Source organism: Micromonospora sp. WMMD1120 (assembly GCF_029626235.1).
Lineage (GTDB): Bacteria > Actinomycetota > Actinomycetes > Mycobacteriales > Micromonosporaceae > Micromonospora.
The window spans coordinates 2730114-2752812 of the sequence record NZ_JARUBO010000005.1 but is presented as its reverse complement, the minus strand read 5'-3'; the positions used below and the strand labels follow the sequence as shown (position 1 = coordinate 2752812).

The following is a 22699-nucleotide window of genomic DNA, read 5'->3' as shown; positions in this document are numbered from 1 at the left end:
GCATCGGTCCGACACCCCACGCGGGCGTGGTCAGGGCAGCCGGCCCTGCTCCACCAGACGGGCGAACCTCTTCAGCGCCTGGGTGAGACCGAACTTGGAGCCGGGCCAGAGCACCGGCCAGGCCAGTCGCCCGGCCCGGCCACCCGGCAGGTGGAACCACTCGTGCCAGACCACCTGGGTGCGGTCCTGGCCCAGTTGGGTGCAGCGCAGCACGCCGGGCCCGCGCAGCAACTGACCGTAGTGCACGACCCCGATCTCGTACGGCTCGTCGACCCGGACGACCTGCATCTCGTCGCGCAGCGCCGCCCGACCGAGAGCGGTCACGGCCTCGATCCGGCTGCCCTCGCGCCCGTCGCCCTCGACCACCCGGACCCGGGTGAACGGGATCCAGTCGGACTGCCGTTCCCAGGCGAGCAACCCGGCGAAGACACGCTCGGCCGGGGCCCGGACGATGACAGTGGCGGTCACCTCACCGGCGCCGGGCTGGGCCGCCTCCCGAAGATGGTCGGCGCCCTGCGGCTCGGTCACGCCGACTCCGACCGGACCACCGCGTCGCGCTGCTCCGTGTCGTCGGCCGGAGCGTCGGCCGCCCGCTCCCGGTCGGCCGGCTCGGTGTCGGCGGGCCCGACGGCCGGCGCCACTCCGTCGGAGTCGGCCGCCGACGAGGTGGCGGCGGGCAGCGGGCCGGGCGCGGTCGAGCCGACCGGGGCGGCGTTCGCCTCGTCGGCCGGTGGCGCGTCGGTGCCCGGCTCGCCGGCGTCCGCCGACGGCACCCGGCTGGCCGACTGCTCACGAGCCTGCCGGAGCAGGTCCGCGTCGTCGGTGCGCCCCTCACGCAACGCGATGACCTCCGACTCCAGTACGCCGATCAGCTCGGACTTGTAGCCGATGTCGTACGCGGCACGGCGCATCGCCTGATCGACCTGGGCCATCCGGTACCCGCGCAGGGCGGTGTCGAAACGGACCGCCCCCACATCGGATTCGCGCAGCGGACGGGTGCTCGGCAACGCCACGGCCTGGGAATCCGGCTCGGCCGGCAGCAGGCCGGGATCACGGCCGCTGACCAGCACCGTCACGCCGAAGATCACCGCCGCGACGGTCAACGCCACGACCAGGAGGAGCAGAAGCTGACCCATGCACTGATCGTGGCATGGCAGCCGGCCGGTAGCGACCCCGCCACCCGTCCCGGTCATGATCCATCCCGACGCCCGCCCGGCGTGACGGGCCGACGACCGACTAGCGTCGGGACCGGCCGACGCGGCGGCGACGGCGGACTTCCAGGAGGCGGGCATGGCCGGGGCGCTTCGGCTGGGCGGGCGCACGTTCGCCCCGGACGAGCTGGTGGTGATGGCGATCGTCAACCGCACGCCGGACTCGTTCTTCGACCGCGGAGCCACCTACGCCGCCGACAGCGCGCTGCGCGCCGTGGAGCGGGCCGTTCAGGAGGGCGCCGCCATCATCGACATCGGCGGGGTCAAGGCCGGCCCCGGCGCCGACGTGGACGTCGCCGAGGAGATCCGACGCACGGTGGAGACCATCGCCGCCGTCCGCGCCGCCTTCCCGGACGTGGTGATCTCGATCGACACGTGGCGCGCCGAGGTGGCGGTCGAGGCCGTGGCGGCCGGCGCCGACCTGCTCAACGACACCTGGTCGGGCGCCGATCCGGCGCTCGCCCGGGTGGCCGCGCGGACCGGCGCCGGCCTGGTCTGCTCGCACGCCGGCGGCCTGACGCCCCGGACCAGGCCGCACCGGGCCGCCTTCACCGACGTGGTCGCCGACGTGGTCGCGACGGTGACCGGGCTCGCCGAGCGCGCGCTGACAGCCGGGGTACGCCCGGACGGCATCCTCATCGACCCGGCACACGACTTCGGCAAGAACACCCGGCACTCGCTGGAGATCACCCGCCGGCTGGACGAGCTGACCTCGACCGGCTGGCCGCTGCTGGTGGCGCTCTCGAACAAGGACTTCATCGGTGAGACGCTGGACCTGCCGGTGGCCGAACGCCTGGAGGGGACGCTGGCCGCCACGGCGATCTCGGCCTGGCTCGGCGCCCGGGTGTTCCGGGCCCACCAGGTCGGCCCGACGCGCCGGGTGCTGGAGATGGTGGCCTCGATCCGGGGCGACCGCTCGCCGGCCGCGACGCGCCGGGGACTGGCCTGACCGGTCGTCGCCGGTACCGACCGCGAACGGCCGGGCGGACCGGCACGATCGCCGGAGAGCGCGCCGGTCAGGTCCAGCGGAGGATGTTCCTACGCCAGGCGTAGAGGATGCCGAGCGCCAGCACCGCCACGAACACCGCCATCTCCACCACCGTCACCAGACCGAAGCCCGGTCGGTCGAAGACCACCGCCCATGGGAAGAGGAACACCGCCTCGACCGCGAACAGCACGTACAGATAGGCGTAGACGTAGTAGCGGATCTGCATCTGCGCCCAGTCCGCGCCGACCGGATCGATCCCGCACTCGTAGCTGCTCCGCTTGCCCGGCGGATCGGCCGGACGTCCGGGACGTAACACCCGGTTGGCCGAGAACGCTGTTACGAAGAAGACGACGCTCACGAGCAGCAGCAGCCCGAGCGTCGCGTACGAGCCCAGGTATCCGGTCACAGGGGGAGCCTACCGTTCGGCCGGCAGCGGCGTACCGAACACGTTACGAAGTTGTTTCCGGATGGGACTAGTGCTCCCGGGCAACTGTTACCGAATATTGGACACACCCACGTCACCGGAGGACAGATGGCCCGCGTGAAGGCGTCGCCCGGTAACCGGGCTGAGGGGCGGCGTCCCACGCCCCCACTCGCTGCCGGGCTCGCGCTCGGTCTGCTCGCGGCGCTCGCCGTGGGCCCGACCTGGGCCGGCGCGGCACCTCCGGACACGGAGCCGGTCGTGACGCTGACCGAGCCCGTCACCGACCCTGAGGGCCCACCACCTACCACGCCGGCACCGGACCCCACGCCGCCCGACGGACCCGGCGGCGAGCCGGGGCCGACCGAGCCGGCGCCGCCCACCACCGCCCCGCCGGCGGACCCGACTCCGCCGGCCCCGGTGACCACCGCGCCGGATGTTCCGCCGGCGCCGACCAGCACCCCACCCAGGCCGGACGGCACCGTCCGACCGCCCACCTCCGGCCCGCCCTGGTCGACGGCGCGCCCGGCACCGCCGGTGCGGCCGCCCGCGCCGGGCTCGGCGACGCCGCCGTCGAACCCGCTGGGGGTACGGGTCACCACCGAGGACGTCATCCTCACCGGGGCGTACTGGAACGCGGCCAGCACGGTCGCCACGTTGCGGGTCACCGTGCACAACACCGGCACGACCGCGGCGCGGATCCGACTCTCGTACACGCTGCCGGCCGGGCTGACGGACGCGGGGACGAAGGGCTGCGCCGCCGCCGGCGGCGGGGCGTACCACTGTGGGGCCTGGACGGCCGAAGCCGGCGTCCGGTTCAGCGCCGTCCTGCGGCTGCGCGTCGCGGGCGACGCGTGGCGGCAGATGCCGCTCAGCGGCTCCGTGCAGGTCGTCGCGGACGCGCCGGGGGCACCCGGCGAGGCCGTGGACGACCAGGGTTTCGCGGTGCTCTTCCCGCAGGGTCCGCCGGCGCCCGGGATCACGCTCGCCGCCAGCGAGGTGGCCTTCGACATCAGCGGCGGGGCCAGCAGCCTGACGCTGCGGCTCAACAACACCGGCACGGTGGACGCCACCGGTGGGCTGGAGGTCATCCTGCCGGCCGGGGTGACGGTTCCGACCCCACCGCCCGGCTGCCACGCGGTCGACCCCACCCGCACCCGCTGTGACACGGGCGTGGTGGCGGCGGGCACCAGCGCCGAGCTGCGGCTGCCGGTGGAGGCGACGCCACAGGCCCAGCGGCAGGCGCCGTTGTCCGGCGCGGTGATCGGCCAACTCGATCCGCGCAGCGGCTCGACCCGGCGGGTGCAGATGAGCTTCCGGATCACCGCGGCGGCCGCGCTGGCGACGCCGCCGGTCTCCCCGCCCGCGCCGACCGGCTCCCAGGGCGTGCTACCGGCCGGCGCCGGCGGCGCGGACGGTGGGATGACCTCGGTGCAGCGCACCGCCGTCCTCCTGATCGGGGTCTCCGCGCTGCTCGTGGTGCTGGCCCTCACGCTGGCGACGACGTCGCTGCGCCGCCGGCTCGCCGGGCCTGCGGCCGAGCCCGCGCCCCGTCCCGCCGAATGAAACGACGGGCCGGACAGGTGGGGTGATCTGAATTACGGCGGGTGGCCCGTAACACCGCAAACTCGGGCATTTTCCGGGGTGGCCAGTTTCGAGTCGCCGATTCACCGGCATTGTTAGGGCTGCCTTAGACGTAGGCTCTCAGGTGAGGTACGTCAGCGGCCGAGCCAGCCTGGGGCGGTGCGGCGCGACGTCGCGTCAGGGAGGTTCCGTGGCCGGGCACGAGGTGCAGGCGTGAGCGCGAGGAGTGAGCTGGTTTGGCGAGCCGCGCAGCCGCGAACGAAGGTGGCACAGTGACCAAGCAGATCCGTCAACTCGACCGGGTGGTCATCCGGTTCGCCGGTGACTCCGGCGACGGCATGCAGCTGACCGGTGACCGGTTCACCTCCGAGACCGCGCAGCTCGGCAACGACATCTCCACACTGCCGAACTTCCCCGCCGAGATCCGGGCGCCCGCCGGCACCCTGCCCGGCGTGTCGAGCTTCCAGGTGCACTTCGCCGACTACGACATCCTCACCCCCGGCGACGCGCCGAACGTGCTGGTGGCGATGAATCCGGCGGCGCTCAAGGCCAACCTGGCCGACCTGCCGCGCGGCGCGGACATCATCGTCAACACCGACGAGTTCACCAAGCGCAACCTCGCGAAGGTCGGTTACCAGACCAGCCCGCTGGACGACGACACGCTGGCCGGCTACGTCGTGCACCCGGTGGCGCTGACCTCGATGACGATCGGCGCGCTGGCCGACTACCAGGTGTCCAAGAAGGACGCCGAGCGGTCCAAGAACATGTTCGCGCTCGGCCTGCTCTCCTGGATGTACTCCCGGCCCTACGAGTCGACGCTGCGCTTCCTGGAGCGCAAGTTCGCGGCCCGCCCGGAGCTGGTCGCCGCGAACGTCGCCGCCTTCAAGGCCGGTTGGAACTTCGGCGAGACGACCGAGGACTTCGGGGTCCGCTACGAGGTCAAGCCGGCCAAGATGCAGCCGGGCACCTACCGCAACATCACCGGCAACGCGGCGCTGTCGCTGGGGCTGGTCGCCGCCGGGGTCCGCTCCGGTCTGCCGGTCTTCCTCGGCGCGTACCCGATCACGCCCGCCTCGGACATCCTGCACGAGCTGAGCAAGCACAAGCGCTTCGGCGTCCTCACCATGCAGGCCGAGGACGAGATCGCGGCGGTCGGCGCGGCGCTGGGCGCGTCGTACGGCGGTTCGCTCGGCGTGACCACCACCAGCGGGCCGGGTGTGGCGCTCAAGAGCGAGACGATCTCGCTCGCGGTGGCGCTGGAGCTGCCGCTGGTGATCGTCGACGTGCAGCGCGCCGGCCCGTCGACAGGCATGCCGACAAAGACCGAGCAGGCCGACCTCAACATGGCGCTCTACGGTCGGCACGGTGAGGCGCCGGTCGCGGTGATCGCGCCCCGGTCCCCCTCGGACTGCTTCTTCGCCGCCCTGGAGGCGGCCCGGATCGCGCTCACCTACCGCACCCCGGTGATCCTGCTCTCCGACAACTACGTCGCCAACGGCTCCGAGCCGTGGCTGCTGCCCGACGTGGAGTCGCTGCCCGACCTGCGGGTCGAGTTCGCCACCAAGCCCAACGGCGAGGACGGCACCACCTTCCTGCCGTACCTGCGCGACCCGGAGACCCTGGCCCGGCCGTGGGCGATCCCCGGCACGGCCGGTCTGGAGCACCGGATCGGCGGGCTGGAGAAGGCCGACAAGACCGGCGACATCTCCTACGACCCGGCCAACCACGACTTCATGGTGCGCACCCGGGCCGCCCGGATCGAGACGATCCCGGTGCCGGACATCGAGGTGGAGGACCCGGACGGCGACGCCCGGGTGCTGGTGCTCGGCTGGGGTTCCACGTACGGGCCGATCGGCGCGGCGTGCCGGGGCGTGCGTCAGCGAGGGCTGTCCATCGCCCAGGCGCACCTGCGGCACCTGGCCCCGATGCCGGCCAACCTCGGCGAGGTCCTGCGCTCGTACGACCGGGTGGTCATCCCGGAGATGAACCTGGGTCAGCTCGCCCACGTCATCCGGGCCCGCTACCTGGTCGACGCGATCAGCTACAACCAGGTCCGCGGTCTTCCGTTCACGGCCGCCGAGCTGGAGACGACGCTGGAAGAGGTCCTGAAGAATGTCTGAGCCCGTCGCCCTCAAGCTCACCGCCAAGGACTTCAAGTCCGACCAGGAGGTGCGCTGGTGCCCCGGCTGCGGTGACTACGCGATCCTGGCGGCCATCCAGCAGTTCATGCCGGAGCTGAACATTCCCCGGGAACGCACCGTCTTCGTCTCCGGGATCGGCTGCTCGTCCCGCTTCCCGTACTACATGAACACGTACGGGATGCACTCCATCCACGGCCGCGCGCCGGCGATCGCCACGGGCCTGTCGGTGTCCCGGCCGGACCTGTCGGTCTGGGTGGTCACCGGTGACGGCGACGCGCTCTCCATCGGTGGCAACCACCTGATCCACGCGCTGCGGCGCAACGTCAACCTCAAGATCCTGCTGTTCAACAACCGGATCTACGGCCTGACCAAGGGTCAGTATTCTCCCACCTCCGAGGTCGGCAAGATCACCAAGTCGACCCCGGCCGGCTCGGCGGACGCCCCGTTCAACCCGCTCTCGCTCGCCCTCGGCGCGGAGGCCAGCTTCGTCGGCCGCACCATCGACTCCGACCGCAAGCACCTGCAGTCGGTGCTGCGGGCCGCCGCGGAGCACGAGGGTTCCGCCTTCGTGGAGATCTACCAGAACTGCAACATCTTCAACGACGGCGCGTTCGACCAGCTCAAGGACCCGTCCACCCGGGACGACTACCTGATCCGCCTGGAGCACGGCCAGCCGATCACCTTCGGCGCTGCTCGCGAGCCGAACGGCCAGCCCGGCGGTGCCGACGGGCGGTTCTGCGTGGTGCACCCGCCGGGCGGCTTCGGCCTTGAGGTCCGGGAGACCAGCTCGGTCCGCCCCGAGGAGATCGTCGTGCACGACGCGACGGTGACCGACCCGGCGTACGCGTTCGCGCTGTCCCGGCTGCCCGGCCTGGACCTGCGCAACACGCCGATCGGCGTGTTCCGGTCGGTGACCCGGCCGTCCTACGACAGCGTGGTGCAGGAGCAGTTGGCGACGGCCAGGGCGACCGTCACCGAGACGCCCGAGCAGCAGCTCGCCGGCCTGCTGAACAGCGGCGACACCTGGACGATCCTCTGATCCCACGGCACTGACGAGAGCGGCCGTCCCCGATCCGGGGGCGGCCGCTCTCGTCGTACCGGCGTCTGCTCAGCGCTGGGCGGAGGCCGGGAGCCAGAGGTTGTCGATCTCCTTCTCGGTCGCCGCGAGGCTCGTCTCGTGCAGCGGGATCAGCTCGGCCATCGCCGGCACCGTCGGCGCCAGGGTCAGCTCGGTGCTGATGAAGCGCGGCTCCAGGCCGGTCATCGACAGACCGTGCGGGAGCCACTGCTCGGCGTGGTCCCAGCCGTGACGTGGGGTGCCCTCGCCGTAGCCACCGCCCCGGGTGGCCAGCACCACCAACTCGCGGCCCGCGAGCAGACCCTCCTGGGTCGTCGGGTCGTAGGTGTGCCCGGCGACGATCAGGTGGTCGACCCAGGACTTGACGCTGCTGGGCACGCCGTAGTTGTAGAGCGGCAGCCCGAGCAGCACCACGTCGGCCTGCTTCACCTCGTCGACGATCCGCATGCTGAGGTCCCAGGACTCGCGCTGCGCCGGCGTGTGCTCGTCCGGCGGCGTCATCCGGGCCAGGCCGCCCGCCGAGTCCAGGTGGGGCAGCGGATCGGCGCCCAGGTCCCGGTAGGTGACGGTGCCGTCCGGGTGGGCCGCACGCCAGGCGTCGGCGGCGCGGGCGGTGAGCCGGCGGCTGACCGACCAGTCACCCCGAATGCTCGAGTCAATATGCAGCAGATGCATTATTCATCCTCCAAGGATCGTCTGTGCAGCACCAACTATTTATAGCAGGGAGATGTTCCAACAGCTCGGTAGACTGGGTCACATGCCCGCCACGCCGCTCGACTCCTCGGAACACCGCTCGGGCGCGCTCCTGGACCATCTGGCCCGACGGATGCGGCTGCGATCGGAGTCGGTGCTGGCGCCGCTGGGCCTACGGCCCCGGCATCTGGTCGCGCTGACGGTGCTCCGCGCGGGTGGCGGCACCGGCCAACAGGCGCTCGCCACCATCCTGGAGATGGACAGCACCAACATCGTGGGGCTGCTCAACGACCTCGAGGCGAAAGGGCTGGTCGAGAGACGGCGCTCCCCCGAGGACCGGCGGCGACACGTCGTCGAGCTCACCGAAGATGGGGCGAAACGCCTCAACGAGGCCGAATGCGCCCTTGCCAGCGCCGAGGACGAGGTGCTCGGCGCACTGGACTCCGCCGAGCGGGAGACGCTCTACAAGCTGCTCAGCCGGGCCTCAACGGGCGCGACGATCAACTGCACCGAGGCGATCTGCGTCGCCGACGACACCTGCTGAGGTCGGGTTGGCGAGGCCGCCCCGGCAGCGGCCCGCCGGTCAGACGCTCGTGGTCGACTGCGGGCGGTCGTCGCGTACGTGCACGAGCATGTCGCCCGTCTCGATCACCGCGCCGGCCCGGTCGGCGAGGGTGACCACCTTGCCACGCCGGACCAGCGCGATCACCAACGAGTCCAGCTCGCGCGGCGAGCGGCCCACCTCGTCGCGCTCCGCCGAGCGCATCGCCAGCGCCATGCCCTGGCCGGGAGTCAGCAGGTCCTCCACCACGTCGATCAACGGCGGGGCGGAGGTGGACAGGCCGAGCAGTCGACCCGCGGTGGCGGAGGAGACGATCACGTGGTGCGCGCCGCTCTGCTTGAGCAGCGGGGCGTTCTCCGCCTCCCGGGCCGCCGCGATGATCCGGACCTGCCCAGCCGTGAGCTGCCGTACGGTGAGCGCGACCAGGACCGACGCGTCGTCGCTGTCGGTCGCGATGATCACCGCCTTCGCGGTACGGACGTGCGCCTCCTCGAGCACCGACGAGCGGGTCGCCGAGCCCTCGATCGCCACCAGTCCGGCCGAGGTGGCCTGCCGTAGGGCTGTGGCGCTGCGCTCCACCACCACGATCCGGGAACGATCCAGACCGTTCTCCAACAGGGCGTTGACCGCGCTGCGCCCCTTGGTGCCGTAGCCGCAGATGATGACGTGGTCCTTCACGGCTCTCCTCCACCGCGACAGGCGACGGCCGGTCCGGTACTGCTCGGTCAGAACTTCCAGGGTGGTGCCGACCAGGATGATCAGGAAGACCACCCGGGCCGGGGTGATGAACAGGACGTTCACCAGCCGGGCCGAGGGGGTGGCCGGGGTGATGTCGCCGTAGCCGGTGGTCGACAGCGAGACGACCGCGTAGTAGAAGCAGTCGAGGAGGGTGAGCCCGTCCTCGTTGACATCACGGTAGCCGTCGCGGCCCAGGTAGACAGCGGCGACCACGGCGAAGACCAGGCCCAGGGCGGCGGCGAGCCGGAGACTCAGCGCGCTCAGCGGGCCCCGACGCTGCGCGGGAAAATGGATCACCGTCGAACCTGCTCCCCCGCCGTCTGCTGCACGCCCACAACATAGCGGGTACGACGTCCACTCCGGGTGCCGGACGCCCGGCGCCGCTCGGCGGCGGGAGCGGGCCGAGGTGGTACGGCCCGCACGGGACGGCCAACGGGTCCGGGAACAGGCATGATGAGGGTGTTCCCGACGACGACTGCGAAAGCGAGGCCGGCATGTCGTTGCTGCGACGAGTCATCGGCGGAGTGCTCCGCCGCCTGCGGCAGAGCCAGGGCCGCACACTGCGCGAGGTGGCCGCGTCCGCCGGGGTCTCCGTGCCCTACCTGTCCGAGGTGGAGCGAGGGCGCAAGGAAGCCTCCTCGGAGGTGCTCGCGGCGATCTGCCGGGCGCTCGGCATCCGCCTCTCCGACCTGCTGGAGGAGGCCCGGGACGACCTGCGCCGGGTCGAACCCCGCATCCCGGCCAGCCCGCGCGCCGCGCTCACCCGCCTGGAGCGGGCCGGCGTCGGCCACCCGCACGCCGGGCAGCACACGCTGCGGGCCGGCGGCCCGATCCTGCACCGGGGCCCCGGCGCGAGCGGGCCGACGCTCTCCGTCCGGACGACGGTCTCCGCTGGCTGCTCCCGCCCCGGTCCGCGTACCTCCGCGTGGTTGGGCTGCGGACGGGCCCGGGCGGGCGCGCGGCGGGTGACCGTCGGGTAGGCCGCGCCGGTTCTGCCGTCGGCGGATCTGCCGGCGGCAGAATCACTGGGCCCGCCACCGCCGTCGCCCGCACGCTGGGAGGGCCGGTCCCCCGGGTGGTCCGAACCACCCGCCGGCACCGTGGGAGGCGGCGGCACATGATGAGGTACGGCGCACGCATGCTGGACGGTGGGCAACCGTCCTTCGGTGACCACGTGTTCGAGCGGCTGCTCCGGGAGCGGATCGTCTTCCTCGGCACCGAGGTGACCGACGAGTCGGCCAACCAGATCTGCGCGCAGATCCTGCTGCTCGCCGCCGAGGACGCCGACCGGGACATCTACCTCTACATCAACTCGCCGGGCGGCTCGGTGAGCGCGGGGATGGCGGTCTACGACACGATGCGCTATGTCCGCAACGACGTGGCGACGTTGGCGCTCGGGTTCGCCGGCTCGATGGGGCAGTTCCTGCTCTGCGCGGGCGCGGCCGGCAAGCGGTACGCGCTGCCGCACTCGCGGATCATGATGCACCAGCCGTCCGGTGGGATGGGTGGCACCGCCTCGGACATCACCATCCAGGCGGAGAACATGCTGCACGTGAGGCGCACCATGCAGGAGCTGATCGCCGAGCACAGTGGACGGACGCTCGACGAGATCCAGCGTGACTGGGACCGGGACCGCTGGTTCACCGCCGAACAGGCCCGCGAGTACGGTCTGATCGACCAGGTGGTCACCCGCGCCGAACAGCTACCGGCGCTCTGAGCCGGTGCGGTGGCTGCCTTGCTTTGATCGACTCCACTTCCTGAAAACCGGGCCATCCCCGCGCACCGGTAGGCCCGACTTCCACGGAAATCGAGTGGATCGAGCCGTGAGCCCGGCCGGCCCGCGTCGTCGTGGCGCGGTTCGTGCCGGCCGGGTCGGCGCGACGGTCAGGAACCGCAGGTGTTCAGCATGCTCTGCAGCGCGGACTTCTCGGAAGACTGCAGGGTGAGGCCCCAGCTGTACTTCACCGTGATCCACATCTTGCTGTAGGTGCACCGGTACGACGACAGCGGCGGTTGCCAGGTCGACGGGTCCTGGTCGCCCTTCGCCTGGTTGACGTTGTCGGTCACCGCGATCAACTGCGGGCGACTCAGATCGTTGGCGAAGCTCTGCCGACGGCTGGTGGTCCACGAGCTGGCACCGGAGCGCCACGCCTCGGCCAGCGGCACGACGTGGTCGATGTCGACGTCGGAGGCCGCCGTCCAGGTCGCCCCGTCGTACGGGCTGTACCAGCGGCCCGAGGTGGCCGCGCAGGAGCTGTCCACGACGACCGAGGTGCCGTCGCGCTTGAGCACCTGCTCCCGGGTATTGCAGCTACCGCTGACCGTGATCCAGTGCGGGAACAGGTCCCGCGAGTAACCGCTGCTCGAACCCTGCGCCGCCACGGTCAGGGCGTTGAGCTGCGACTGGGCGGTCGCCTTCGACGGAATGCCGGGAGGCGTCGCCGAGGCCGGCTGGACGTTCACGACAGCCAGGCAGGCACCGGCGAGGGCGGCGACCGCGACGGCGGCGACCTGGCGCGGAACGCGGCGGGAGGGGGCGGAAGAGGATGCGATCGGCATGGGCGGCAGCCTTTCGGTGAGGGGGGTACGGCAACCGTCTCGGCCGATCATGTCCATCGAAGGTCATGCGCGTAAAGGGGAATCGTCCATCCATCGAGCCTTTGGCGGTGCCGCCCGGCCCCGAAACCGCGGGGTGCCGGCCGGCGCACGGCCGGGTGAAGTCAGCTAGATCCAAGACCTGTCCAGGCTCGCCAGCTCGCGGATCATGCTGATCAGCTCCGGAGCGCGGGGACCACGCTGCCGCAACGCCGTCCTCAGGTGCTCCTGCGCGTTGCTCCCGGCGAACCGCACGCTCGGCGCTCCCGCGGGCAACACGATGCCCACGTAGGCGCGCCGCTCATCGGTGGTCTCCACCACCACGCCGTCCTGATCCACGCCCCACGAGTGCTGCCGCCAGAGCTCGTCGTCGGAGAGCGCGTAGCCCGTGCCGATCGACTCGATCGCTCCGTCGATCCAGCCCACCGCCACGTTGCGATGACACTCGTTGGCCTCGCCCCGCACGTATCGCACCGCCGATCCGAACGCGGACCCGCTGGCGAGCAGTTCCTCAAGATCGGACTCGGGCCCGACCGGCGGAACGACGAGCGCGCCACCGAACGACAGCAAAGTCCCGCACCAACTCCGCCAACGCCGCCCGTAGCCCCCGTCCACGCCGACGTAGCCGTCAACCCGGCCTCGGTAAAGCGCCAGCAGACGCTCGCGGTCGTCGGTAGGTAACGCCATCGGCGAAGGGTACAGCGGCACCGGGGCCACATGATCACCTCGACCCGCACGTCGACGCATGCCCCACCACGGACCCGCCAGCACCCGATCGCCCACCAGCGTTGTTGGGGCTTCAGGGACGGCTCAGCGCCGTTCTTGCTGTTGAGCGCCTTATGTCGGTGCCCCCGGCAGGATTCGAACCTGCGACACACGGTTACCATCCGTAGCTCCGCGGAGCATGTCATCGCTAGTCATTTTATCGCGTTGAGCTGTGCAAACGCTGTCTAGCAATGATCGGGGCTTGTCACTGGTAGTCAACTCTTGGGAAGGGTTTTCGGGGGGTAAACGGGGGCACCTTGCCCGGCACCATTAGCGAACGCATGCTGGCGCAGGTTGGCGCCCTGGGAGAGGCAGCAAGGAGAGAGCGCCGACGCCCAGGGCGAGCGCGGGTAACTCGTCCCGTCTGCAATGGGGAACGACCACGGTCAGCAGCCCTGCGGGTCTGTGCCCGCCGCCGGGTAGTCGGCGGCGGGCACCGTCGCCAGCAACGATCATTTACTCGGGCGCGACTAGCTTGGAGATGTCGTCGACCCAGGTCAGTGTCGGCAGCCCGCCTGGACCATCGGTGAGCGGACGGCCGCCCCAACACGATCGCGCCAAGCCTGGCTGGCCGATTTCCTCGCTCCCGCACTGTCTCGCTCTTCGCGACCGGAGTCGTAAGCACCTATTCTGCGGCGGTCGTTATCGGAGCAAGGTGCTGTGGCATCTGGCGGTGAGCGTCGGGGTTCGGACGTACGGTGGCGTTGAACGGCGGCTGGTTGTGTAGCCACAGCAGGCCGGCGAGGTTGGTCGGCATCGTCCACTGAGTAGGCCGTGCCGGGTTGACCGTTTTGGTGCCGATGTATGTGTCTCCGACGTTGAAATGAAAGGCGATCGTGGAGGCGCCGGCGAGCAGGTCGTCGAGGTCTGCCAGGTCGACGCTTGTGAAGCGGTGCGATCCGACGGCGATGACCAGGGGCACGTTGTGATGGTTGGCGAGGTCTGCGTACTTGCTGACCTTCCCGTCGACGGCTTTGACTAGCCGGCTGGCGTCGACTGGTCCGGCGACACCGCTTGGCGCGGCGAACTGGGCGCGGATCCCGTTCGCTGACTGTAGGGGTCGTCCGAACCTGTCGGCGAGCACGACAAGGGTGTAGCCGTGTGCGTGGATCTTCGAGGTGCCGGGTCCGTCCAGCAAACGGGCGCGTACTTCGCGGGCGATCTTCTTGGCAGTTCCTGCGTCGGGTGGCTTCGGCGCGAGATGCCGGGTGCCCTGGAGTACGAGCACGACGCCTACGGGGATCTCCGCTATGCGCCTTTCGAGCGCTTTCCACGCGCGGATACGCCCGAAGGTTTCCTTGGCAGGCTGGTCGGTGTGGACCTCGACGAGGAAGGCCAGCTCTCCGCTGGGGGTGTGCGCGGTCCAGTCGGGGGTCAGGCCGCCGTGGTCGTGTTCGTACACGGCGGTGTAGCCGGCTGATCGGATCGCGGCGCCGGCCGCCAGCTCGAAGGTGACGGGCCAGAAGTGCTCGTCCAACCAGAGGCGCCGGGCGAGCGCGTCGGCCTGCGGGCTGGGCAGCAACGCCAGTTGCGCGTCGTACCAGCGCCGCCAGTGCTCGAAGCCGGAGTCGACCGCGATGTCGTAGGTCAGCTGCCGCTGCTCCGGTGTGCGCGCGCCGTGCATCCCCCGGTGTGCTGTCACAAAATCTGGGCCGAACCGGCCGTGGCCTTCCACAACTCCATTCTCCGTGACGCGGCAACCGGATTCCCGGCCGTAGCACGGGGTGTGGCGGTCGAAACTGACTGGTCGAGCATCTGGCCGCAGTCGGATACTCATGCTCATGTTGTCGCAGCAGCCACCGCGTAGCACGGAATAGCAGGGGAGCGATCAGGTTGTCGGTGCTTGACGTTCAGGACGGTAACGGCGCTCGCTCCTTGTCGCCGCGCCAGGCGCGGATCGTGGCACAGCTATCGCGTCTCGTAGGGTCCGGTGCGGCAGACTTCTTTCGTGACGCGTGCGAGATGTTGGTGGAGTCGCCCTCTCACCGCAGCGCCACGCACCTGATCAGCCACGCCCTGCGGGAGGTTGACAGTTCTCTGCGCTACATCCTTGAACCCCGAACGGTGCCGAACACCCCCAGTCCAGACAAGCGCGGCAAAAAGCGGAAACAGCAAGAGGAGAAACGGGGACATCTGCAAAGCATCACCGCCGTGTGCGCGGCGCTGGACCTGCCGACCGACCATCCCGTTGCGGTGTTCTGGCTTCAACAGGCCGAGCGCGACTCAGCGTCGAACCTCGCGGGTCGTGCCCACCGACACGCCCTGGAACGTGCCCGTCCGCTCGACCGCGAATTCCGGAACTACTTCGCCCGTTTCGAGGACCTGCTCGAACTCGTGCTGGGTCGGTTCGAGGAACAATACGTCCGTGTCTTCGACCGGCTCGACGCGTTGCTCGGCAGCGAGCCAACTATTGAGCTGGCCAAGGAGCTGCGGCAGCGACTTCCATCGAACTCAGTCACCCGCCAGCGGTTCTTCAGCCGGGCTGCCGCAGCCTGGATCGGCCCGCTGACCGAGGAGGGATTCTTCAAGTTCCCGCCTGAGCCGCGACTCGATACCACGGACGGCAGCGTGGAAGTCCCGGCCTGGCCGGAGTCGGACTATCTGGCGCGGGTAGCGGCCGACGTGCCCGCCGACGTAGTACGAGCAGTCCTGGAGATGGCACCGACCGAGAACAGCCGTGTCGTGTGGGACCTGACCCGGCTGGCCCTGGCCATCCCGCCGGACGAGGCCGCGACGCTGGCGCCGAAACTCGTAGCGGCGATTCCCGGACCGTACGGTGTCATCGCCGCAGACCAGATTGGTGACCTGGCCGTGCGCCTGGTCGAAGGCGGTCACCCAGCCGCAGGAATGGACCTGCTCCGCGCGGTACTCGGCGGATTTTCGAACATGGGCGCAACCAGTGGACGCAGCTATGACCACGTCCAGGTGCTGCGAGAGTCCGTGCCGCCGGTGGCCCGTATCGTCGGCCGGCCGGTGCTGGCGCTGCTGGTCGACGAGCTCAACAGGGCTGTCACAAGCCCTGCGAAGGGGCGTTCCCGGATCTGGCGGCCGGCGATCGAACCGCTGCGCGAACGTCGCAGTGACACAAACGTTTCCAACGCCCTCGTCGATGTCCTCATCGAGATCGGCACCGCGTTGCACGACGACGGCATCCTCTCGGTGCGGGACACCGCGCGTGAGCTTGCGGTCGGCGGGCCAGACGTGCTGCGCCGGATCCGGCTGCACCTGCTACGCCTTCGTGGTTACGACGCGCCTGACTTGGTCGCGGAGTCTCTGCTGGACCCGACGCTGGCCGTCGACCACGCCGTCGAGCGGGAGTACCTTCTGCTCGCCGCCGCCGGACACACCTGGCTGGAGACGCCCAAAGTTCGCAGTCTGCTCGACTTCTTCGACGGAAAACCCGACACGACGGTGTGGGAGCAGCGCATCCGTCGCGAAGGCGTAGGCGCCGTCGAGGCCGAGGACCTTCTACGTCAACGAATCGACCATTGGCGCCGCGACCGGTTCGCCGCTCTCGAACCGCTGCTGGACGGCGACCGCCGCGCCCGCTACGAGGCGCTCGTCGCACAGTACGGTCCCGCCCCGGACTGGTCAGTACCTCCACCTGTAGCGTTCACGGCGTGGGGTGGTGAGGATGTCGTCGGGGTCGCCGAACTGCAGCAGCTAACGGCCGAGGCGCTGGCCCTACTGCTGCACGAGTGGCAGCCACCGCAAGACCGGCGGGAGCTCGACCGGTCGGCGATCAGGCCTGCGCTCTCGGCTGCGGTGGCGCGTGAGGCCACTCGGTGGTCGACGGACGCCGCGGCCTTCATCGGGCTACCACCGGAGTACGTTACGTCGATCCTGGATGGGTTCTGGGAAGCAGCCAGGGCCAAGGAATGCCTCGACTGGAAGCCACTGACCACCCTGCTGGCCTGGATCGACGGCGAAGCCGCCAGGGAGCTCGCCGCCGAAGTGGTTCAGCGTCGTGAGCGGCAGTGGCGCACGGCCCGCTATAGCGTGATGCGCCTGTTTACCGCCGACCCGACAGCCGACCCAGAACGAATCCCCTCGGACGCCGAACCTGCCATCTGGTCCATCATCAGCGCCGCCTGCGCCGACCCCGACCCTCAGCGAGAGGACACACCGAACGAGCAGGACGATGGTGAGTTGTCGTCGGCCTCACTCGACGCCGTCCGCCCAGAGGCGCTGCGTGCAGCGATCCTCTGGGGCCTGCGCGCCCAGCAGCGGCCCGAATACACCGGCGTGTCTGACGTGACGCAGGTCCTCGACGCGCACGTCACCCCAGCCGCCGACCCAGCATTGGCAGTCCGCGCGATGTTCGGCCAGCTCCTGCAAGCGCTGCTGAGACTGGATCCCGACTGGACCTCCCGCCACCTCTGCGACATCCTGCCGATCGAGCCCGAACACACCCGGGCGTGGCGCGCCGCCTGGAACGGGCACCTTGAGAACCGGGTGCTGACCGACACCGCGTGGGGGCTGCTTCGACCGCACTACCTGCGCGCGGTAGACATTCTCACACCCACCCCGAACAACGAATGGGAACAAGCACGAGCCAACCTGCTGGCGTTTCACCTAGGTAACCGGTTCTGGTTCGGCCATCTCGACCTCGACGACCCGGACCATCTCCTGCAGCGGTTCTACGAGCAGGCACCCGCCGAGGCCGCCAGCATCATCGTCGAATCGGCCGGTCGCAGCTTCAACCGCGACGAGCCCACCGACCCCGAGCGCCGCGAGCGACTCGTGCGGCTGTGGGAGTACCGCATCGACGCGGTCCGACGCGGAGCCGACCCAGACGAGCTGTCAGCCTTCGACGACTGGTTCGTCAACGGCCGATTCGACGACGCGTGGTCACTGAACCAGTTGTACGAAGTCCTCAGCCTCGCCCCGGATATGGGGCTCAACGTGCACGTCCTGCGTCGGCTGCGCACCCTCGCGCTCACGCATCCGCACGCGTGTCTCCATGTTCTCGACCGGGTGCCCGGGAGTCCTGGACACTATTGGAAAACCTCTCGGCACAGGGCGCTCATTCACGTGATCATCGCGACGGCGTGCACAGCGGATGACGCCGCAGCGAGCGCAGCAAGCCGGCTGGTCAGCGCCTTCGCGGTCGACGGTTTCGACTTCCGTTCGGCGCTCGACGGCGACGCCAGTTCCAGTGCTGAGACCGATCGCTGCACCGACTGAGGGACGTGTCCAGGGCTGTGGATGCGCGCATCGGCGCGAAGCGTTGTTCAAGCGGCGCCGCTTCCGGCCGAAGCCGCCACGCCGGCAGATGACCGTGAATCGCGCCCACGCGAAGATCCGCGCCCTGCGGCGAAGGAGCTATCGCCACCACCTGGTCCTGCAAGACCACGTCGAGGCGCGAGTTGATCATCATGCAGTCCGCCAAAGCGTGGCCAGCTCCCACCCCGTTGCAGCCCGTTTAGACGCCCCCACTGGGAGCCCTGGCCTCCGAGCCGCTTCCGGCCAGCGTCGGCGAGGCGGTTCGCGCCACGAGCCCATTACCTGGCAGCATTATCGGGATGGCCGCACCGACGGCGCCGACGAGAAGGACCTAACGTGAAGCTCGAAAAGTCCGATCTTCAGCTAGAGACGATCGTGAGCCGGATCAACGCCGGTGAGCTTGATCTACAACCTGATTTCCAACGCGGCGAGATCTGGGACTCTAAGCGGCGCCAGCGACTGGTCGATACGATTTTGCGCGAATGGTACATTCCCGCCATTCATATTGTTATCCACCCGGATGGCAACGAGGTAGTTCTCGACGGTCAGCAACGACTCGCCGCAATTCGCGACTTCTTCGCCAACAAGATCGTTATCGACGGCAAGGCCGAGCCGGATAGCGACGAGATTAGAGCGCTCGGCGGGATGCGTTATCGCAACCTTCCTGATCGCGTTCGTCGTGCCGTCAACCGTTTTGTTCTGCCAATTATCACGCTTACAGGCTATCAGCCCCAAGAGCCGAATGAGCTATTCTTCAGGCTAAACCAATCTTACAATCTCACTCCACCAGAGAAGCGGAATGCGCTCCACGGCGCGGCGCGTAATCAAGTGAGAGATCTGGTTGTTGAGCTTTCCGATCTTGGACTGCTCGAAAAGGATCGGATCGGGTTTACAAATGGCCGCCTTGCTTACGACGACATCGTTGCCCGCACTTGCGTTGCCATTGAAGTTGGCACTCTTCGCAGGCACATTAATAACACTGTCGTCGAGCAGCGCTACCGCGACCATGCATTCTCGGACTCGACCATCGCCGGTGTCCGGGCGGCTGGCGCGGCACTGCGGGAGCAGATAGATGGCTCGGAAGCTCGGATCAAATTCAATAAGGGCACCTTGCAGACATGGCTCGTTTATTGCTATTGGGCCCCGATAGTCACCGGGCCGTTGCCGCCGGACTTGCTCGGCCGCTTCGAGCGCGAGCGCGGGCGGCTCAAGCGTGGCGATGTGAACGACGAAAGGCCCGAGGTACGCCGGCTCTTGGAGCTTGTGAGCCTCTACGACGATCGAGCGTCCTACCGCGTCACTGACGTGTCGTCAGTGCTCGCTCGAGACGTCGTAGTCCACCTTTTCTCTCAAGCATTCTTCGACACTCCCGGACGTAAACATTCAAGTGATCTGTTGAATCAACTGCGATCCGATCTTGTGCGTCCTGCTCCCGCGCTGGTTTTTGACTACGTCGAGAATGCGGGATGGGGCGACCCCCTCGTTGAGTCCCTGGAAGCCTGATGAGAAGATCTGCGGAAGATCGCATCTGGGCTAAGCTCAAGTCGTCGCACTCCAATCCAGCAGCGCGGCCTTTGGTTGTAGGGGGTTCACTCCTTGACCTCTCCAACCCTTGCGTTGTTGTAGGAGGCAAGAACGGAGCAGGTAAATCAAGACTGCTCCGACAGATTTCCGACGAACTCGGCGACGGCGCACTTCTGCTGGACCTGCACCACTTGTGCGAACAGGCGCTCATGATCTTGCGGTCGCGCGACGACTTGGATGCGATGGTTGACGAATACGACGAACTCGGACCTAGCGCCGACCGGTTAGCTGACCTAACGCGCGTCGTGGGACGCGAATACGCTTCTGTGGAGTGGTACGCGCTGGAGATCGAGCCAAGTGATCAAGCGATTGCTCAGCGGTTCAAGTGGTCAGGCGATCAGCCGCTGGTGCCATACTTCCGGGTTGGATACCGCGGTCTCAACTACTCCTCACGTGATATGGGGATGGGAGAGTTTTCAGTCCATTTCTTGTTCTGGATATTGGAACAGTATCGAGAGGCGAAGGACCTCATACTGCTTCTCGACGAGCCCGATGCTTTCCTGCCCCCCGTTGGGGTCTCATCCTTGCTTGCGCGCATCTTGCAACTTTGCCTGCTCAATGGATGGAAAGTTGTACTCACCACACATTCGGAAGAGATCATTGTTCGGGCATTGGAGCAAAAGGCGTTCACCCTTCTGCGCATGGATGAAAACGGTGTGACCCTCGCGGAGCACGCTGCCGACGACCCAAATATCGCTAATGTGCTGCTTACCCGTCCAGCGGTCGAGCATGTGATTTTCTGCGAAGACGAGTCTGCTAGGTACCTGGTCCGAGCACTGATTGAATACGCCGATCAACAACTCCTTCGCGGAACTACGGTGGTGTGGGGAACCGGGAACGGCTATCTCACCAAACTCCACGAGCACCTGCCGCGCCACCCGCGGCCGGATATCCGCTTTGCGTTCGCCTTCGACGGGGACCAGCGTGGAAATCTCAAGGAGCGCGAAGGCGGATGGCCAGCAGTATTGTTGCCCACAAACCAAGATCCAGACACGCTGTTCAAACAGATAGCGCTCGATCCCGGCAAGCTGAGTTCCAGACTGAGCCGATCGAAAGAAGAGGTCGCCCGATTTCTCGATGGGATCGAAGGCAGCGATCCCCATGATTGGGTCAACGATCTAGGGAAAGAGTTCGGACGAGTAGAGGTCTTGGCGGGCCTCGCCGCGATCTGGGTTGAGCAGAATCCATCGGAGGCTTCCCAGTTCGTCGCCGATCTCACGACAGGATGGAAGTAGGCGGGCCGGCTGCGTGAATCGGCAGGGACTCGGTCCGCGCCGGCGGCTACCCCCGGATCGGTCAGGGGACTCGGGGCAGGGACGGGACGCGACGACCTCCGACACGTGTGGCCTTCCCGTCGATGTCATCCTCTCTGGGTAACCTGAGATCATCGCTCGTTCACGAGCTGAAGTGATGAATCGGGCGAGCAGAGGGTGACAGTGAGCGCAGTCGAGCAGGTGTTTCTGGAACGCGACGCGGTCTCCCCAGTGAGTTACGGCGAGGTGTTCACCAGGCGATGGGTCGTCGACGTGCTGCTCGACCTTACGGGCTACACGGCTGATCGCGACCTCGGCGGCCTCTACCTCATTGAACCGTCCTGTGGCTCAGGGGCATTTCTCGGGCCCGCCGTCGAGCGTCTGATCGCCTCCGCGCGCTCCCGCGGGCGAGACCTCGCAACCCTGGCTGATGCGATCCGCGCCTACGACCTGAAGCCCGAGCACGTTCGTACGTCGCGGGCTCTGTGCCGGGAACTCCTCGTTGCCGCGGGCGCAGCACAGCCGACCGCAACGTCGCTGGCCGCGACCTGGGTCCGGAACAATGACTTCCTGCTCGACGATGTGGGAGACCGCGAGGTCGATGTCGCGATCGGGAATCCGCCCTACATCCGCTACGACGACCTCGACGACGTGACCGCCGCCGCGTACCGCCGGACCTGGTCCACGATGCGCGGCCGCGGGGACATCTACGTCGGGTTCATCGAACGCTGTCTCGCCATGCTCAAGCCGGAGGGCCGACTCGGCTTCATCTGCGCCGACAGGTGGATGCGCAACCAGTACGGTGCTGCGCTGCGCGAGCTCGTCGCGTCGCGCTACTCGGTCGAGCAGATCTGGACGATGCACGACGTCGATGCCTTCGAGGCCCAGGTATCCGCCTACCCGGCGATCACCGTCCTCGCGAACAGGCCGCAGGGCCCTGCGGTCGTCGCGAACACGACCGCGGATTTCGGAGCGGCGCAGGCGTTCGCACTCGCGAAAGCCGCCTCGGACAGTTCGTTCCACGACTTTCTCGACGTCGGTGTCAAGGCCCACCGACTGCCGCACTGGTTCAACAGCGGATCCTTCTGGCCGACCGGATCCCCAGCCAGACTCGCCCTGATCGAGCTACTCAACGACCAGTTCGGCCCACTCCATGACCCCGACACCGGCACCAGGGTGGCTATCGGGATCGCGACCGGCGCGGACAAGGCGTACGTCACCAAGGATCACGACGCCGTCGAGCCGGATCGGATGCTCCCGCTCGCAATGCGACAGGACCTGAAAACCGGCTCGTTCGCTTGGCAGGGCAACTACCTGGTGAACCCGTGGGACGCCGACGGCCGGCTGGTCAACCTCGCCGACTACCCGCGGATGGCGGCGTACCTCGGGAAGCACCCGAGCCTAAAGGACCGCTTCGTTGCCAAGAAAGCGCCGGGCTCCTGGTACCGGACCATTGACAAGGTGAACGCCGCGGTCACAGACAGGCCGAAGCTACTGATCCAGGACATGAAGACCAATATCCATCCCGTTCTAGAAAGCGGCGGCTACTACCCGCACCACAACCTCTACTACGTCGTCTCCGACACTTGGGACATGGAGGTACTCGGAGGGTTGCTACTCTCCAGAGTCGCGCAGGCGTTTATCGAGGCCTACTGCGTGCGGATGCGCGGGGGAACCCTCCGGTTCCAGGCGCAGTACCTCAAGCAGATCCGCGTGCCGGCACCCGACGCGATCCCCGGTGACATCGCCGACGCGCTCCGTGACGCGTTCCGCAGGCGGGACGTCCTTGCAGCCACGCAGGCCGCAGCCAGGGCCTACGACATCGACCTCTCCAGCTACGAGCTCACCGAAGGACTCTGA

General features: G+C 68.4%; 19 protein-coding genes and 1 pseudogene. 12 read left to right on the top strand and 8 right to left on the bottom strand.

The window, feature by feature from the left end; all coding sequences use genetic code 11:
• Positions 1 to 30 precede the first annotated feature (30 nt).
• A complete protein-coding gene (locus O7634_RS13005; protein WP_278150402.1) occupies positions 31 to 528 on the bottom strand; it encodes an SRPBCC family protein in 498 nt (165 codons plus the stop codon).
• Positions 525 to 1136 carry a DivIVA domain-containing protein gene (locus tag O7634_RS13000; RefSeq protein WP_278150401.1) on the bottom strand — a complete coding sequence of 204 codons (612 nt, stop codon included), beginning with the start codon at positions 1134 to 1136 and terminating at the stop codon, positions 525 to 527. The genes O7634_RS13005 and O7634_RS13000 overlap by 4 nt, the downstream gene beginning before the upstream one ends.
• Positions 1137 to 1290: 154 nt before the next feature.
• Between O7634_RS13000 and folP the strand changes: the two genes are divergently transcribed.
• Positions 1291 to 2160, top strand: a complete 870-nt coding sequence (gene folP / locus O7634_RS12995; protein WP_278150400.1) for a dihydropteroate synthase — start codon at positions 1291 to 1293, stop codon at positions 2158 to 2160.
• A 67-nt stretch (positions 2161 to 2227) separates the two neighbouring features.
• Here folP and O7634_RS12990 read toward each other — a convergent pair whose 3' ends face one another.
• Positions 2228 to 2605, bottom strand: coding sequence for an NADH-quinone oxidoreductase subunit A (locus tag O7634_RS12990; protein WP_278150399.1), 378 nt, complete (start codon positions 2603 to 2605; stop codon positions 2228 to 2230).
• 126 nt (positions 2606 to 2731) lie between these two features.
• On the opposite strand from O7634_RS12990, the gene O7634_RS12985 reads away from it, so the two are divergent.
• The 3 genes from O7634_RS12985 (at position 2732) to O7634_RS12975 (ending at position 7384) form a co-directional block, all read left to right on the top strand.
• Complete coding sequence (locus O7634_RS12985) at positions 2732 to 4186, top strand: hypothetical protein (protein WP_278150398.1); 1455 nt, start codon at positions 2732 to 2734, stop codon at positions 4184 to 4186.
• 290 nt (positions 4187 to 4476) lie between these two features.
• Positions 4477 to 6324 carry a 2-oxoacid:acceptor oxidoreductase subunit alpha gene (locus O7634_RS12980; protein ID WP_278150397.1) on the top strand — a complete coding sequence of 616 codons (1848 nt, stop codon included), beginning with the start codon at positions 4477 to 4479 and terminating at the stop codon, positions 6322 to 6324.
• Entirely contained in the window at positions 6317 to 7384 is a 1068-nt protein-coding gene (locus O7634_RS12975; protein WP_278150396.1) for a 2-oxoacid:ferredoxin oxidoreductase subunit beta, read from the top strand. The genes O7634_RS12980 and O7634_RS12975 overlap by 8 nt, the downstream gene beginning before the upstream one ends.
• Positions 7385 to 7453: 69 nt before the next feature.
• On the opposite strand, the gene O7634_RS12970 is transcribed toward O7634_RS12975, so the two are convergent.
• A complete protein-coding gene (locus tag O7634_RS12970; RefSeq protein ID WP_278150395.1) occupies positions 7454 to 8098 on the bottom strand; it encodes an NAD(P)H-dependent oxidoreductase in 645 nt (214 codons plus the stop codon).
• An 82-nt stretch (positions 8099 to 8180) separates the two neighbouring features.
• Between O7634_RS12970 and O7634_RS12965 the strand changes: the two genes are divergently transcribed.
• The gene (locus O7634_RS12965) at positions 8181 to 8660 is read left to right on the top strand and encodes a MarR family winged helix-turn-helix transcriptional regulator (RefSeq protein WP_278150394.1); all 480 of its coding nucleotides are present in this window, start codon (positions 8181 to 8183) and stop codon (positions 8658 to 8660) included.
• A 39-nt stretch (positions 8661 to 8699) separates the two neighbouring features.
• Here the strand turns inward: O7634_RS12965 and O7634_RS12960 are convergent, their stop codons facing one another.
• The gene (locus O7634_RS12960) at positions 8700 to 9713 is read right to left on the bottom strand and encodes a potassium channel family protein (protein ID WP_278150393.1); all 1014 of its coding nucleotides are present in this window, start codon (positions 9711 to 9713) and stop codon (positions 8700 to 8702) included.
• A gap of 197 nt (positions 9714 to 9910) precedes the next feature.
• Here O7634_RS12960 and O7634_RS12955 point away from each other — a divergent pair, with 197 nt between their 5' ends.
• Together O7634_RS12955 and O7634_RS12950 are read left to right on the top strand one after the other, a co-directional pair.
• A complete protein-coding gene (locus O7634_RS12955; RefSeq protein ID WP_278150392.1) occupies positions 9911 to 10396 on the top strand; it encodes a helix-turn-helix transcriptional regulator in 486 nt (161 codons plus the stop codon).
• A 137-nt stretch (positions 10397 to 10533) separates the two neighbouring features.
• Positions 10534 to 11133 (top strand): ATP-dependent Clp protease proteolytic subunit, encoded by a 600-nt coding sequence (locus tag O7634_RS12950; protein ID WP_278150391.1) that lies wholly within the window; start codon positions 10534 to 10536, stop codon positions 11131 to 11133.
• A 167-nt stretch (positions 11134 to 11300) separates the two neighbouring features.
• Here O7634_RS12950 and O7634_RS12945 read toward each other — a convergent pair whose 3' ends face one another.
• From O7634_RS12945 to O7634_RS12935, 3 genes are all read right to left on the bottom strand, one after another.
• Positions 11301 to 11975 carry an HNH endonuclease family protein gene (locus O7634_RS12945; RefSeq protein ID WP_278150390.1) on the bottom strand — a complete coding sequence of 225 codons (675 nt, stop codon included), beginning with the start codon at positions 11973 to 11975 and terminating at the stop codon, positions 11301 to 11303.
• A 165-nt stretch (positions 11976 to 12140) separates the two neighbouring features.
• A complete protein-coding gene (locus tag O7634_RS12940) occupies positions 12141 to 12698 on the bottom strand; it encodes a hypothetical protein (RefSeq protein ID WP_278150389.1) in 558 nt (185 codons plus the stop codon).
• 703 nt (positions 12699 to 13401) lie between these two features.
• Entirely contained in the window at positions 13402 to 14553 is a 1152-nt protein-coding gene (locus O7634_RS12935; protein ID WP_278150388.1) for a hypothetical protein, read from the bottom strand.
• 62 nt (positions 14554 to 14615) lie between these two features.
• Here O7634_RS12935 and O7634_RS12930 point away from each other — a divergent pair, with 62 nt between their 5' ends.
• From O7634_RS12930 to O7634_RS12910, 5 genes and pseudogenes are all read left to right on the top strand, one after another.
• Entirely contained in the window at positions 14616 to 17963 is a 3348-nt protein-coding gene (locus O7634_RS12930; protein ID WP_278150387.1) for a hypothetical protein, read from the top strand.
• A 46-nt stretch (positions 17964 to 18009) separates the two neighbouring features.
• Positions 18010 to 18118, top strand: a pseudogene (locus O7634_RS12925) (IS5/IS1182 family transposase); the annotation flags it as partial.
• Between the two features lie 220 nt (positions 18119 to 18338).
• The gene (locus O7634_RS12920) at positions 18339 to 19505 is read left to right on the top strand and encodes a DUF262 domain-containing protein (RefSeq protein WP_278150386.1); all 1167 of its coding nucleotides are present in this window, start codon (positions 18339 to 18341) and stop codon (positions 19503 to 19505) included.
• Positions 19505 to 20821, top strand: coding sequence for an AAA family ATPase (locus O7634_RS12915; RefSeq protein ID WP_278150385.1), 1317 nt, complete (start codon positions 19505 to 19507; stop codon positions 20819 to 20821). Before O7634_RS12920 ends, O7634_RS12915 begins: the two co-directional genes overlap by 1 nt.
• A gap of 201 nt (positions 20822 to 21022) precedes the next feature.
• Positions 21023 to 22699, top strand: coding sequence for an Eco57I restriction-modification methylase domain-containing protein (locus O7634_RS12910; RefSeq protein WP_278150384.1), 1677 nt, complete (start codon positions 21023 to 21025; stop codon positions 22697 to 22699).